At 61.9% G+C, this 14,334-nt stretch carries 10 protein-coding genes; 3 read left to right on the top strand and 7 right to left on the bottom strand.

Features of this window, described 5'->3' with window-relative positions; genetic code table 11:
• The first annotated feature begins 149 nt into the window (after positions 1–149).
• Both CLV41_RS26040 and CLV41_RS26045 read left to right on the top strand, forming a co-directional pair.
• On the top strand, positions 150–2,915 hold the full coding sequence (locus CLV41_RS26040) for a beta-1,3-glucanase family protein (protein ID WP_103225423.1): 2,766 nt from the start codon (positions 150–152) through the stop codon (positions 2,913–2,915).
• Between the two features lie 218 nt (positions 2,916–3,133).
• The gene (locus CLV41_RS26045; RefSeq protein WP_170107327.1) at positions 3,134–4,021 is read left to right on the top strand and encodes an alpha/beta hydrolase family protein; all 888 of its coding nucleotides are present in this window, start codon (positions 3,134–3,136) and stop codon (positions 4,019–4,021) included.
• A gap of 9 nt (positions 4,022–4,030) precedes the next feature.
• On the opposite strand, the gene CLV41_RS26050 is transcribed toward CLV41_RS26045, so the two are convergent.
• From CLV41_RS26050 to bglB, 7 genes are all read right to left on the bottom strand, one after another.
• Positions 4,031–5,128, bottom strand: coding sequence for an ABC transporter ATP-binding protein (locus CLV41_RS26050; protein ID WP_103225425.1), 1,098 nt, complete (start codon positions 5,126–5,128; stop codon positions 4,031–4,033).
• A gap of 8 nt (positions 5,129–5,136) precedes the next feature.
• Complete coding sequence (locus CLV41_RS26055; RefSeq protein WP_103225426.1) at positions 5,137–6,189, bottom strand: carbohydrate ABC transporter permease; 1,053 nt, start codon at positions 6,187–6,189, stop codon at positions 5,137–5,139.
• Entirely contained in the window at positions 6,189–7,208 is a 1,020-nt protein-coding gene (locus tag CLV41_RS26060; protein WP_408014297.1) for a carbohydrate ABC transporter permease, read from the bottom strand. The genes CLV41_RS26055 and CLV41_RS26060 overlap by 1 nt, the downstream gene beginning before the upstream one ends.
• On the bottom strand, positions 7,205–8,473 hold the full coding sequence (locus CLV41_RS26065; protein ID WP_103225427.1) for an ABC transporter substrate-binding protein: 1,269 nt from the start codon (positions 8,471–8,473) through the stop codon (positions 7,205–7,207). Before CLV41_RS26065 ends, CLV41_RS26060 begins: the two co-directional genes overlap by 4 nt.
• 182 nt (positions 8,474–8,655) lie before the next feature.
• Positions 8,656–11,163 carry a hypothetical protein gene (locus CLV41_RS26070; protein ID WP_235867261.1) on the bottom strand — a complete coding sequence of 836 codons (2,508 nt, stop codon included), beginning with the start codon at positions 11,161–11,163 and terminating at the stop codon, positions 8,656–8,658.
• The gene (gene kduI / locus CLV41_RS26075) at positions 11,160–11,993 is read right to left on the bottom strand and encodes a 5-dehydro-4-deoxy-D-glucuronate isomerase (protein ID WP_103225428.1); all 834 of its coding nucleotides are present in this window, start codon (positions 11,991–11,993) and stop codon (positions 11,160–11,162) included. Before kduI ends, CLV41_RS26070 begins: the two co-directional genes overlap by 4 nt.
• A complete protein-coding gene (bglB, locus tag CLV41_RS26080) occupies positions 11,990–13,090 on the bottom strand; it encodes a beta-galactosidase BglB (RefSeq protein ID WP_103225429.1) in 1,101 nt (366 codons plus the stop codon). The genes kduI and bglB overlap by 4 nt, the downstream gene beginning before the upstream one ends.
• Positions 13,091–13,191: 101 nt before the next feature.
• On the opposite strand from bglB, the gene CLV41_RS26085 reads away from it, so the two are divergent.
• On the top strand, positions 13,192–14,256 hold the full coding sequence (locus CLV41_RS26085; RefSeq protein WP_103225430.1) for a LacI family DNA-binding transcriptional regulator: 1,065 nt from the start codon (positions 13,192–13,194) through the stop codon (positions 14,254–14,256).
• Positions 14,257–14,334: the final 78 nt, after the last annotated feature.

The raw sequence follows: 14,334 nt of genomic DNA on the forward strand, positions 1-14,334 counted from the left end.
AAATGGATAGTTCGACCTGCTAATTTTCTGATTGTTAATTCTATCGATACAATTTCTGATGCACATTCCGGTGGCAGGCGCTTCTGTCACAACCATGCGATCGGCGCGTCCGGCAGGAGAGCTCAAATGCTCAGTGCAGGGGGAATGGCATGATATCGACTGTTTTGAAACGCTTGTTTTTTGGGGGCCTTATCACTTTAGCACCCTGTCTTGCCAATGCGGATACTGCTACAGCTACGCTCACAGTCACTTCCCAATACCCTATCACCGTGACAATCGGCAGCGATGCACCCTGCAAGGTCACAGCGTCGTCCCCTTGCACCAGGACGGATCTGCCCACCGGCGGGTTGGGCCTTACGTTCGATGTCACCGAGGGAACGATCCTTCAAGGAGGTACGCTGGCATGCCTGTCAATCGAGCCGGGCATCGGAACGGTAGGCACTTCAATTTCCGTCGTAGCGGGCGCCAACAACTGCGCGTTGACCGTCAAACCGGCGTTCGATGTCACAGCGTCGGGAGCCGGACTGATCGCGCTGACGGTAGGAACCGGGGCTAATTCTCATCCATGTTATCAGCTCGGCACCAGTCTACCCCAGACCTGGGAGTGCCCATATAGTGGTGAAAGGGAAACCCTCACGCTAACGCCGGGACTTGCAAGCGGGATATTTCTCGGGAGCGGGCAAGGCGCCTGCGCCGACGCCTCTGCGGCCGGCTTTTCCGTCACCGTCACGCCAACCGGTTTCAGCTGCATCCTGTCTACGGGAAGCCAGCAACCGGATAACGGCTGGTGGATCATGGCCGGACAGAACAGCAGCTATCTCGCGCTACAGCGGAATGCCACTCATTCTGAAAGCATGCTGGGCATGTTCTTCACCCAGGATCCTTCCGGCGCAGCGGTCTGGTACATGCTGAACGCCTATTGGAACGATCAGACCGCTGCCTTCACCGGCACTGCAAGTACTTATTCCGCTGCGCCAGCCCTTCCTGCGGGTTTTGATACTATGGCAGCGCCCCGGGTGGACGAGATTGTGGCTGATGTCACCCTGTCTTTTTCGGAAAGCGGTTCTGGTAATCTTGTTTGGACATCCAGAGCGGACGGGATGTCGGAAACCCTCGCCCTGACGCGCCCCCACAACAGAGCACAAGGACAGCCGTCCCATGCACCTGCCACCGGCTGGTACGGTGCCAATGTTTCAACTTCGCCGCTGGTTCTGGGCGGCACCGGAATATTCCTTGAAATGTGGGGAACCGACAACGCTCCCGAGGCGCTGATGGGTGTTTACTGGTACGAACCGATGACCGGGAAGCCCATGTGGTGGATCTCCGATCAGGCTGGAACAACCGTGACGCCATATCCGGCAACAGGTACGCAAACCGGTTGGACGATGGCCACGCATTTCGACAGCGGTTCCAACTTCTTTGCCGGTTTCGGTGACGACAGGACGTCAAATACGTATGGTGTGTTCCACCTGCTCCCGTCACAGGTTGAGCTGGCTGGCGAGGCTGGCCCCATCGTAGCGACATTCGATCCCTATGCCGCCTGGGGTGATACGGCACATGGCTACTGGGTGTCCCTTGGCTCGGAAGATACCGGCCTGGCCGACCCCTATGTCACCTTTTTCCCCGGGAGCAATTCAGCCGGTCAACTGCGGTATGTGCCAACATCAGGAAACAATGCCAATAGCCTGATCGATTTTCCGAGCACCACTCCGGTGAAACTGTCAGACATTGCAAGCGCTGCGCTATTCGCCAGCAATCAGACGGTGGGTGGAGATCTTTATTTCTCGGAGCAACCGCTTGAGATGAAAGTAAGCAACATCTGCACGCCGATCACCGCCACGCAGTCTCAAGCGCCGTCCCCTGTCAGCATCACCGACTGCAACTATAAAACACGCTGGCAGTTCATCGAACTCGGCGGCGTGTTCGATGTTACCTACATCAATCTCTATTCGATTCCCGTTGCGATCAATCAAGGTGCAAGCCGCTATGGGGAGCCGCTTGCCGGCGCGTCGTTATCCGGCTTGTCCGAAAACCTTGCGGCCTTGGCAGGCGGCAACTCGAGTTCGGTAACCGTTAAAAGCACCGCGGGTGAAACGGTCCGCGTGATCAGTCCCGCCAACGGCAACACCTGGTCTGGATATTATCCCGGGTTTGCGGGCTACTTGAGCAGTGCTTTCAACGAACAGACTGGCACGCCGACGGTACCGATTTCAGTCAGCAACACCTATGAAAGTGCGGCTAGAAAGCCCGAGAGCACAGTCTGTTCGGCAGCTGCGTTTGACACTCAGACCTATTCGACCTCCTCGGTCACTTATCAGTCGAGTGGTGCTACGCAGGGGGCGTTGACCATCACCGGCAGCGCCCAAACGGTCCACGATTTCACGATTACAGCCTACACGCCGGTTACACCCCGGCCCACGAGTTGTTCCGGGAGCACCGGGGCAGCGGGCACCTGTTATACCTCCGGTTTGACCCCGGGTGCGTTTTCCAACGCGATCTACGAAGCCGTCGTGTATTACAGTGTCAACAATCCCGCATGCACCTCCGGCCAAATCGAAAGCAACGGGTCGAACGATGTATTCTCAGCTGTTGTTCGAGACGTTTTGGTGGGCCTTGCCAGTGGCTTCGTGGATAGCTCGGAGGCGAGCCCAGCCGGACTTCCGGCTGCCAACAGCACCTACGGCACGATGACGAGCGCGCAATGGTCAGCGGATGCGGCCAAGCTGTTTCATCAGGTGCAGTCGAGCGCCTATTACAATACATGGGCAGCGGAAATCAGAGATACATTCGGAAGTGGCGTCTATGGTTTCCAGTATTCGGACTTTTTCGCCAAAGACGGTCCGATTGGCAATCCTCAGCTCCCGCTTGTTCCGATGGTGCCCGTCGGCGTGAAGATCCTCGATTCATCCAAATAGGGCGGATGCCCGTTTCCTCTCACCCCATTCGGGGTGAGAGGCCCAGGTCAATCGCATGATCTTTCATACTAACATCGGTCCTGTCAGCCTGAGTCTGTCGAGAATTGGGGTTTTTCAGCGGTTTGGATGCCGATCGCTCGAATTCAGGAAGCAAAAGCGCCGGAAGGATGAACTCCTTTGCGGACCAAACACCCAGGCGGTAGCGAGGAACTTTTCCGATGTTGAACGCGTTACGTGATGCCTTTGAAATCGGCGCGCATCCATTGTCGTTCCGGTCGGCGCGTATGGAAGCAGCGGACGACTTCGACATCGAACATCTCGTCTTCGAAAGCCCCGCGGGGGAAGAGGTGCGCGGTGTCCTGACACGGCCGCGAGAGACCGGTCCGCATCCCGCGATCCTCTACATTCATGCTCACGGCAACCGCCATGACATCGGTATTAGAGAAATGCTTGAAGGCCGGCCGGCGCTGCAAGGTCCCCTCGGGCCGGAATTCGCGCGGCGCGGCTATGTCACGCTGATGACCGAATTGCCGGCCTTCGGTCACCGGGCCGAACCGGGAGAAAGCGCAAGGGCCAAGGCGGCCTTGTGGCGTGGCAACTCACTGGCGGGACAGATGGTTGCGGAACAGGCTTCGGCGCTCGACTGGCTCGCGAGCCGCGACGATGTCGATGCTGGCCGCGCCGGTGCGTTCGGTATTTCCATGGGAGCCACCCTCTCCTACTGGCTGGCGGGCGTCGATCCGCGCATCACCGCTGTAGCCCAGCTCTGCGCATACGCCGATCTGGAGACGCTGATCGAAACCGGTGCGCACGATCTCCATGGCATCTACATGACTGTTCCAGGTCTCCTGAAGATCGCCTCCAACGGCCGCATCGCCGGATCTGTCGCGCCGCGTCCGCAACTGATCGGCATCGGTGACCTCGATCCGCTGACGCCCCCGCGGGCGGTGGAAACTGCGCTTGACGAAACCCGTGCGCTCTACGCCGCGACCGGTGCGGCGGACAACCTTGCCGTCCATCGCGAACCGGACAGCGGCCATGTGGAAACCGCTGCCATGCGTGAGGCGGTCCTGAGCTTCTTCGAGCGTCACCTCCAGACGGTTTAGGCACGCGATTCAGGTCGCAGGCACGCGCAGGCCGTTGGCATCGAAGAGGTGCAGCTTTTCATGGTTCAGGCGAAACCGGACCGTGCGCGCTTCTTCGGCGACCGGTTGTCCGGCGAGCACGGCCAGCATCGGCTGGTCACCGGCAATCCTCGCGTGCACGACGGTTTCCGGGCCGAGTGCCTCGACCAGCGTCACATCCGCATCCAGGTGATCTTCACCGGTCGCCGTGTCATCGATGCAGGCAATGTCGTGCGGACGGATGCCGACAGTCACGCTGTCCCCCGCCGTGAGCGACGCCGTATCGACGGCCATGGTCGCCACCAGTCCACCGGGTCCTTCCAGCGTAACGCCTGTTCCCTGAACGGAGGTCACTTTCGCCGGCAGCAGGTTCATGCGCGGCGCACCGATGAAGCCCGCGACGAAGAGATTTGCCGGTTCGTTATAAAGATCGAGCGGCCGGCCGAGCTGCTCGATCCGTCCGGCGCGCATGACGACGATACGGTCGGCCAGTGTCATGGCCTCCACCTGATCGTGCGTCACATAGATCATGGTGGTCTTCAAGCGGCCATGCAGGGCGGCAAGTTCCGCGCGCGTCGAAATCCTGAGTTCCGCATCGAGGTTCGACAAGGGCTCGTCGAGCAGAAAGGCCGTCGGATTGCGCACCACGGCCCGGCCGATCGCAACACGCTGCTTCTGGCCGCCGGACAATTGTCCCGGCCGGCGGTCGAGATAGTCGGTGATCTCCAGCATGCGCGCGGCTTCACCGATGCGTTTCTCGATCTCCGCTTTGGGCATGTTCTGGTTTTCCAGCCCGAAGGCGAGGTTCTTGCGCACCGTCATATGCGGGTAAAGCGCATAGGACTGGAACACCATGGCAAGACCGCGCTCCGCCGCCGTTACCGGGGTCACGTCCGCTCCATCGATTTCGATCCTGCCGGCCGACGGCTGGTCCAGGCCGGCGATCAGGCGCAGGAGCGTGGACTTGCCGCAGCCGGACGGACCGACCAGCACCATGAATTCCCCGTCCTCAATGTTGAGATTGATGTCGTGGAGTACCTTCAACTTGCCGTAGGCACGATCGATATTCGTGAGCGTAATACGTCCCATATCCGTTCCTATTTCAAACCGCTGCCGGCAATGCCGGAGGTGATGTACCGCTGCAGGAACGTGAAGACGAGCACGACCGGGATCATGGTCACCACCGTCATAGCCAGGATGAAGTGCCACTGCACATTGAGTTCGCCCGCATAGGTGTTCAGGCCGACCTGGAGCGTGTAGTTCTCCTTGCTGGACAAAACGACCAGCGGCCAGAGGAAGTCGTTCCAGCGCCACACGACCGAGAAGATCGCCAGGACCGCGAGCGCCGGCGCGGCCAGCGGCAGGATGATCCGCCAGTAGATCTGCCACTCGCTGGCATGGTCCATGCGCGCGGCATCGAGCAGTTCGTCGGGGATCGTCAGCATGTACTGGCGCAGCAAGAACACGCCGGTCGGCGTGGCGACCGTCGGAAGGATCACTCCCCAGAGCGTGTCGAACAGACCGACGGCGCTGACGACGGAATAGAGCGGCACCAGCAGGACCGGCAGGGGAACCATCAGCGTCGCCACGATCAGCAGCATTACCGCGTCACGCCCGCGGAAGCTGTATTTCGACAGGGCGAAGGCCGCCATCGAGTTGGTAAGCAGAGTGATGATCGTCGCAACCACCGTCACGAAAACCGAGTTCCGCAGGTAAAGCGTGAAATCGTTCTTTTCCATCGGCTCGACATAGTTCCCGGTCGCGAAGTCGACCGATCGCACCGGAACGCGGTCGTTGATGTTGATCTTGTAGAGCGTGCCGGGATCCTCAGGATCCACCATCTGCGCGACGATACCGACACGGCGGACCTGGGCAAGCCTGCGCTCTTCTCCGTCCTCGGTCGTCACACGGTAGAGCTCCAGCGGCTTGTCATACCCCTCCACCACCACCGTCTGCGTGGCCATGGGCAGCAGGGTCGGCGGAAACTCCGACAGGGCTGCCGGCGTCTTGAACGAGGAAAAGACCAGCCAGAGAACCGGACCGAACATGATGACCAGGCCGCCAACCAGCCAGACCCAGGTAACAATGTCGGTCCAGTGCCAGCCACTGCCGCCCCTGCGGCGTATCAGGAATGCGAAAACGCGGCTCATCAGCGTTTGCCCTTCTCTTCGCCCTTGCGGCCCATGCGCAGCTGGACGAGCGTGAGCACCGCCAGCACGAGGCCCATCACGATGGAAGCGGCCGCGGCAAGCCCCGGATTGCGCAGAAGCGAGGCGAAACCGACCTCGTAGATATATTGCGTCAGGTAAAGCGTCGAGGTGCCCGGCCCGCCGCCGGTCAGCACGTAAGCCTCGTCGAAAATCTGCACGGCGCGGATCAGGGACAGGACGATCACCACGAGCAGGTTCGGCATCAGCAGCGGCAGCGTGATGCGCCAGAAGACCCGCGCCGGCCGCGTTCCGTCCATTTCCGCCGCTTCGTAAAGGTCCCTCGGAATGGCCTGAAGGCCGGCGAGAAGAATAAGCGTATAGAAGCCCATATGCGCCCAGATCGAAACGGCAATCGTCGCGGCAAAGGCCCAGTCGCGGTTGAGCAGCCAGTCGACCGGATCGAGCCCGCTCTCGAACAGAGCGAAATTGAGCAGACCCTGGCGCTGCAGGATCCATTTCCAGATCAGGCCGACCACGACCGGCGACAGCAGCACGGGGAAGAAGAAAACGGCGCGCCAGAAGCCGCGCGCGGGGATTCTCCCGTTGAGGATGAGGGCCGTGATCATCGACACGACGGCCATGAACGCCACCTGCAGGATCACGAATAGGACCGTGTTGTGCACGGCGGTCCAGAACAGGTCCTCGCGGCAGGTTCGCGGATTGAGGTAGTTCGAGCAGTCGAGCAGCCGCTGATACTGATCGGCGCCGACGAAGTTGCGGTCGCCGAGGAAAACCCCGCTGCCCGAGGTCATTGAATAGACGAAGTTCATCACCAGCGGCACGAGGACGAACACGCCGAAGATCGCCATGTTCGGCGCCAGGAAGAAGGCGGCCATGCCGTTGTTGCCCGTCAGCTTCTGCCAGGCCTTGAGTGGCCGGTTGAGAAGCGACGCGGCAAAGGTGACCGGTGCCGCGACTGCGGCACCGATCCGGTTGCGTGTGGCGTTTCCGCTGCTCACTGGGCTTCCGCCACCTTGTCAGCGATGTCCTGGTCGATCTTGGTCCAGGCTTCGTCGGGCGTCAGCTCGCCGGCCATGACCTGGCTGACGCGGGTGACCAGCGCGCCGTAATAGGCCGAGGCCCATTTCCAGGCCGGAAGCGCATTGGCAGCCGGCAGAACCTTGCCGGAAGCGGCGACGAATTTGTCGAGGGTCGGGCCGACATTCTTGTCATCGGTCTGCCACTGAAGTCCACCGGCCTCGCCGACGCCCTTATGCGCCGGAAGGAAGAGCGTGCGCTCGGAGAATTCCTTCACCACTTCGGCGCTGGACAGATATTCCATCACCTTGGCGACGTCTTCCGGGTTCTTGGTGTATTTGATCGCAACCAGCGCCGCGCCGCCCTTGAGGCCGGAGCAGCCCGCCGTGCCGCAGGGAGAACCGGTCGCCACCCAGTCGAACGCATCGCCGATCTTCGTCGAAAGATTCGCCACCTGCCAGGACCCGGAATAGTAATAGGGAATCTGGGCGTTGATGAACTCGTCCGCGCCCGCGCGGTAGGTGGTTCCCGCAGCGGCGACCCAGGTGTCCCTCAGCATCTTGCCGTCCGCGGTCCAGTCGACCAGCTTGGTCACGAACGCCTTGGTTCCCTCGTCGACCGGCGCGGGCAGTCCGTCCTTGCCGATATAGTTCGCCCCGTAGGAGACATTCGGGCCGGAGATGCGGTGGCCGGACCGGTCGATCACGAAGGCGCCGGCAAGTTGCTGGCTTTCCGCGACCTTGGCCGCGGCATCGACCCAGTCGTCCCAGGTCGCGTCATCGCCCGGAATCTCGATCCCGGCCTGTTCGAAAAGCGTCTTGTTGACGAAGCCGCCGGTCAGGGTGAGCTGGGTCATGAAGCCGGTGATCGCATTGGACCCGTCCGGCCGCATCCAGTCCATCGTGTCGCCGAAATTCGCGTCCCAGTAGGCCGGATCGGACAGGAGCGGGCGCATGTCGAGCCAGTTGCCGGCCAGTTCCTTGAGGTTGGTGACGCGCGCGATATCCGGGCCCTGACCGGAAGCAAGCTGGATCGGCAGTTGCTCCTGGATCACCTTGTAGGCAACGTTGTCGAGCGTCACGTTGATATCCGGATTGGCTTTCATGAACCGGTCAAGCATGTCCTGCATGACCTCTCCCTCGACACCGTCGGAATACCACATGATGCGGACATCGCCGGCGAGCGCGCTCGATGACGCGAGCAGTGTGGCAGTCAAAGCCGCCAGGATTGTTTTCGTCGATTTCATTGGACTCTCCTCCTCTTTGCGGGCCTCCCACCCGCTCGTTGAAATTCTGGATCAACAGGCATCCTCCCGGCTGCGACCGGGTATGCGGAAGTTGATCGATTTTAGCGTGTTAGAACAACTTGTCCGCCTTTAATGGAACGCGGATTGCTCCCGGCTTGAGCGGATTTCCTTGCACCTGCCCATCACGCAAAGGTTCTGGCATGCCCTCCTATGGTCCATGTGCCGGGATCGACAACGCGATCTTCTGCGGCGATCCGGCCGTCCGCGTGGAAGCGGACCGTGCCGAAATCCGGATCTTCCACGACGAGATCGCCATCGGCGGCTTCCGTCACGGTCAGATGTTTGAATGTATTACAAAAAACTTCGAGCGATCCATGCTCTTCGGCCGCAGCCAGACGGACGACCCAGGTCGATGCGCGACCGGGAGCCCGCAATTCGTTGCCGGCTGTCGGCCCGCTCGTCACTTCGGAAAGGCCCGTATCCGTTTTAAGAAGAACCAATGCACCGTCCGCAGCGGCTACCGCCATCCCGTCCGCGATTTCGAACGCATCGAACCGGCTCTTCGGGAACCAGGCATGGGTAAAATCGGGCTGTTCCCGCGCGCAAGCGAAACGTATGACGGCAAGGCCGCGATACTGCTGAACACGCGGGATCGTGCCGCATCCGCCCCAGTAGGAGGGACGGCCATATCCCGATTGCAGGACTTCTCCGGGATGATTGATCCAGATCTGGGCATCCGGGTCGTGCCCCAGGCGAATGTGGAGCACCGTTTCCTGATAACCCCACTGATCCCAGCGGTAGGCTGAGGCGCTGCCCATCGCGTAGGCCGCCGTCTTGTAGTGATAGAGTTTCGCGAAGGCGTTTTCACCCTGCGCGAAGCACCATTCCTGGGCGGTGCCGGCGGGAATGGAGACGATCCCGCCGAGCTCTTCGGGAACCTTCAGACCGTGATCGCGCAGGCAGAGCGCAAGCTGCGGCAGGGCGTGAAAGCGCGAGCCGTAATTGCCCTTGCCCCAGACGAGCCGGCACAGTGCGGAAAGTTCGAGCGAGCGGGCAGCGCGCAGCGTGTGTTCGTAGGACCGGCCCTGCGCGCCGGTCAGGACGCCATGGTGCGCCGAGCGGGCAACGATTTCCAGAAGCCGCAGGATGGCCTTGCCGGCGCGCGTGCTGATGTCCGCATCGGGCGCCAGCGCATAGAGCGCGCAAAGCCCCTTCAGGTCGATCGGGAAATAGGGGGCGGAGTTGAACTCGGCCATTTCCCATTTTTCGAAATGGTCGAGCCAGGCGCGCACCCGCGCGGCACCGGTTGCAGACTGTTCCCCGCCTCGCCGTCCGGACCGCCTGAACGTTGCATCCGGCAACAGGTCTCCGGCAAGATAGGCGGCTGTGTGGAACAGCAGCGCGTGGTTTTCGGAAAAATACCACTGCACATCGTTGCCCGGCTCGTCCATCCAGTAGCGATAGCCGAGAATGGCGTCGTCGATGCGCGCGCGCAGCGCTTCCGTCAGATCCTTGCCGTAGGTTATCCGGCACCACAGGAGCGGCACCAAGATGAAATCCGCGCAATCGTGGCAATCCTCGATCGCCGGCAGCGCTGCGGAAATCATCTCCTCGGTTTCGAGGCCGGCCCTGCCGATGGCAAGACGCGCGAGGGCCCGCACCGTATCGGCTTCGGCGTAGTCGGCAACCTCGCGGAACGCCTCGTCGATGCGCTGCGCAAGTCCGGCCGGTGCCTGTCCCTGACGGTCCGCGTGACAGATCTCGACCCCGAATACGCGCGTGACCGCATATCCCCCGGCGGACAGCGTTACATGGAAATGACGGAAATCGGCCGGCAGCTCACTGACATCGGCTACAGGAATGCGCGTATGTCCGGCAGCAAGGACATGCTCGAAGCGGACAGGTTCATCGATCGACATGAAATCGCCTTCGACGGAAACCTCAACGCGAACGTCAAGCGGCAAACCATTGCCGGTGACGAGCGCGACTTCACCGGACATATAGGCGGGCTGCTCGAACCGCATTGCGGAAAGCGCCGCTTCCATGGCATCGGCGTATTGCGCCGGGATCGTCACGGGCAGCGCCAGCGAGGCGGCCGGTCCGGACAGATAGTCGAGCTGAAAATAATAACGGGCATCGCGCTCGGCCAGATCGTCGAACCAGATGCGGATGTCGTTGGCCCCTTTGGCGAGCGGGACGGAGAACTCCTCAGCCGTTTCCAGGTTGCGGCCATAGGGCGCCACCCAGCCCGCTTCAGACCCGTTGACGAACAGGATCGCGCCGCCGCAGGTGCGCAGGCGAAAAATGGCCGTCCCGGCCTCTTCCGCCTCGATCACGGTCTCCGCCCAGGTGCCGATCACCGTCGGACGGAACCAGAAGCCGGACAAATCGACCCGTGGAGACGCGAAAGGCAGCCAGACGCGCTCGCAACGGGAGGCCGCGGCCACTTGCGGCCTTTTCTCCCGCCGCTCCCCAGCGAACCGGGTTCGGCAGGGGTATTCGTGCGGGATGAAGTTCTTGTGCTTGGTCAGGAAGAAAAACGGATCCATCTCTCCGGACATTGGCTGGTCCGGGACATCGTAACGGGCTTCGACCGTCTCGCCCAAACGCCAGTAGGTGACGGGCGCGCCGGCATCGAGCGGGCGGCGGACGGCCTCTGCCGGGTAAATTTCTGCGGCGGCGGCGCTCATTTGAGATCCTTCACGGCGACCGGATCGACATCCGTATAGGCCTGGTTTTCGCCGGTCATGCCCCAGACGAAGGCATAAGGGCCGGTGCCCGCGCCCATATGGATCGACCATGCCGGGGAAAGCACGGCGTTGCCGTCGGCGACCATCAGGTGGCGGGTGCTGTCGGGCCGGCCCATCAGATGGACGACGCGGTCCTCGTCCGCCAGGTCGAAATAGCAATAGGCTTCCATGCGCCGCTCGTGCAGGTGGGGCGGCATGGTGTTCCAGATATTGTTGGGGGCCGGATCGGTGATCCCCATCAAAAGCAGACAGGACGGCGTTACTTCCGGGTGGATGTACATGCGCAGGGTGCGCTTGTTGGAGCGCGCGTCCTCACCCAGGGTCAGCGGTTTCGATTGCGCACGGGTGATCAGCCGGGACGCAATGTCCGCTCCCGCGGGCACGGAGTTCATGTAAAAGCGTGCCGGACTGGCGGCATCGTCGCTTGCAAATACAACTTCCCTGGTGCCGCGGCCGACATAGACGACGTCCCGGTTGGCAACGGCGAATGTCTCGCCATCGACGATGACCGTCCCGGCGCCGCCCAGATTGGCGATGCCCATCTCGCGGGCGGTGAAGAAAAGTTCGGTGCCCACATCCGCGCCGCCGCCGAAGCTGAGAGTACCACCGGCAGGCACGGCGCCGCCGAGGATCATGCGGTCGACATGAGTGTAGACGAAACGGATCTCGCCCACCGCGAAAAGGTCCTCAACCAGGAATTCGCCGCGCAGACGGTCGGTGTCCATGGAAGGAATGTCGGCGGGAGATACCCCGTACAGAACTCGCATCATGCTGCCTCTGTTTTCCGGTCGAGATGGCGCAGCCCCTCGGTCAGGCACAGGATCGAAAGCGCCTGGCCATAGCCGGTCGGTTGAATGGGAATGTCGCGATAGAACTGCAGGTCCGGGCCCATGCGCGTGCCGTAGGACACGTTGCCGACCACCCCCTGCTCATCGATATTGGCGAGCACGGCCTGAAGTCCGCGGCGTCCGGCGGCCGCCCATTCGGCCGGTCCGAAACCGAGCCGCGCGGCCCGCATCAAGCCATAGGCAAAGCCCGCTGTCGCGGAAATCTCCTCGTAGGAGGTTTCGTCGTCGAGCAGGGTCCGCCAGGCGCCGGAAGCCGTCTGCAGCGGCAGCAGCGCGGCGACTTGCGTTTCCAGCACTCCTTGCAGGAACTGCCTGACAGACGGCGAGACCTCCGCGAGCTCGAAGAGACTGAGGATACCGACGGTGATCCAGGCATTGCCCCGGCCCCAGCGGGCGCGGGCGAAATTGTGGTGGCCGTCGAAGGTCCAGCCGTGGAACCAGAGGCCTGTTTCCGGATCCGACAGATAACGGGCATGAACAAGGAACTGCCGTTCCGCCTCGTCGATATAACGGCGTTCGCCGGTCGCCTGACCGAAGGCCGCGAGGAAAAGCGCGACCATGAACAGTGTGTCGTCCCAGAGCTCGTCGTCATTGATCCTGTCGGAGACATTGTGCTGGTAGCCGCCTTCCGGCGTGCGCGGCATTTCCGCCAGCACCCGCTCGGCCCAGTCACGCAGCACCTGTTCGAAGCGGGAGTCGTTCGTCTCGCGCCAGAACACGCACAGCGCCAGCATAGGCGCGGTGGTGTTGACGTTCAACGCGGGCAGACCCGCCGCGATCCGCCGGTCGTACCAGTCCTCGATCGTCGCGCGCAGCTTGTCGTCGCCGGTGCTCTTCCACAGGCTGACCAGCCCGTAGAGGCCGACACCCTGAGGCCACTCCCAGCTGTCGAAGCTGACGTAGTCGCCAGGCGTGCCGTCGAGATTGGGTTCGTCGAAACGTCCATCGTGACGCAAGCCCGTCATGCCCCTCACAAGGCACGACAGGGCAACGTTCACCCGGTCTGCGGTGAGCTGCATGCTTCCTCCCAGTTTTTTATTCTTGGCGGAAACAATTCCACAAAGTCTTTTATTGCGCAACTTGCAAATTTTTTTCATGATGTCTTCGGAAAGGGAGAGGCATGAGCGGCAAACGTCAACGACAGAACCGGAGCATCCGGCTGGAGGAAATCGCCAAGCGCTGCGGCGTCTCGGTGAGCACTGCTTCGCGGGCCCTGAACGGGACAGCGGGTGTCCGGCCCGAATTGCGCGAAGCGATTATCTCGGCCGCGCGTGAACTCAATTACGCGATCCCCCCGGCGGTAGCCGGCCGCAAGGTGATCCTGGCGGCTTCCAGCGTCGCGATGGTCGACTACGCGCGCAACCAGTTCACATATTATGTGCTGGACGGACTGAAGGAGCGCGCCGCTGCTCTGGGGATCGAGATCGTCACCCGTCCGGTATCGACACAGCAAGACGAAACAGCCCTTCTGGAAGAAGCCGGTGCCGATGAGACCGTCGTCGGTTGCCTGTTTCTCAGTCTGGATGACGCCGGCATCCTGGAACGCACGGAAGCGTTTGAAAAACCGATCGTGCTGGTGAACGGCGACGATCCGCTGATGCGGCGCTCCAGCGTGACCCCATGCAACCGCTCCGCGGGACGTCTGGCCTGCACCCACCTGCTCGGTCTCGGCCACCGCCGCATCCTGTTTCTCTCCCACCGGGGGCGCCGCACCATCGAGCGCCGTCTGGAGGGATGGCGCGACGCACTGACCGCCGCGGGCGTGGAGGACATCGACGGCATGGTGGTTGAAGTGGGCGACTGGCTGCCGGAGGAAGCCGGCAATGTCATCCGCAAGCGCCTGGAGGAAAAGGGAGCGGATTTCACGGCGATCCTGGCCGCCGGAGATGCCCTTGCGCTCGGTGCCGCCCAGACCCTGATCGATGCGGGCTACAAGGTTCCCGAGGACATTTCGGTCTGCGGCATGGACGACCTGCCGCTTGCGGCGTTTTCCGCTCCTCCGCTGACGACGATGCACATTCCGATGCGTGAAATAGGCTCGACCGCTCTGACCCTGCTTCTGGACGACATGGCCCAGGCCGGCCTGCCGCGCCGCGTCGAGCTTGCCTGCCGGCTGATAGAACGCGACTCCTGCGCTCCCCTCTCCCGCCGCCAGAACGTCACCGGCGCGGCGGATAGTATCTGAGCTGCCGTGGATTTGCCGGAGGCGCTTACTCCTGTGAAGGACGGAACATCATGAGCGCGACTACGAACAAGTTTTCAC

The organism is Roseibium marinum, assembly GCF_002906165.1.
Taxonomy (GTDB): domain Bacteria; phylum Pseudomonadota; class Alphaproteobacteria; order Rhizobiales; family Stappiaceae; genus Roseibium; species Roseibium marinum.

Coding starts and splice junctions, on each gene's coding strand:
- bglB (WP_103225429.1), bottom strand. CDS start 13,090: ATGCAGCTCACCGCAGACCGGGTGAACGTTGCCCTGTCGTGCCTTGTG.
- CLV41_RS26065 (WP_103225427.1), bottom strand. CDS start 8,473: ATGAAATCGACGAAAACAATCCTGGCGGCTTTGACTGCCACACTGCTC.
- CLV41_RS26055 (WP_103225426.1), bottom strand. CDS start 6,189: ATGAGCCGCGTTTTCGCATTCCTGATACGCCGCAGGGGCGGCAGTGGC.
- CLV41_RS26070 (WP_235867261.1), bottom strand. CDS start 11,163: ATGAGCGCCGCCGCCGCAGAAATTTACCCGGCAGAGGCCGTCCGCCGC.
- CLV41_RS26085 (WP_103225430.1), top strand. CDS start 13,192: ATGAGCGGCAAACGTCAACGACAGAACCGGAGCATCCGGCTGGAGGAA.
- CLV41_RS26050 (WP_103225425.1), bottom strand. CDS start 5,128: ATGGGACGTATTACGCTCACGAATATCGATCGTGCCTACGGCAAGTTG.
- CLV41_RS26045 (WP_170107327.1), top strand. CDS start 3,134: ATGTTGAACGCGTTACGTGATGCCTTTGAAATCGGCGCGCATCCATTG.
- kduI (WP_103225428.1), bottom strand. CDS start 11,993: ATGATGCGAGTTCTGTACGGGGTATCTCCCGCCGACATTCCTTCCATG.
- CLV41_RS26040 (WP_103225423.1), top strand. CDS start 150: ATGATATCGACTGTTTTGAAACGCTTGTTTTTTGGGGGCCTTATCACT.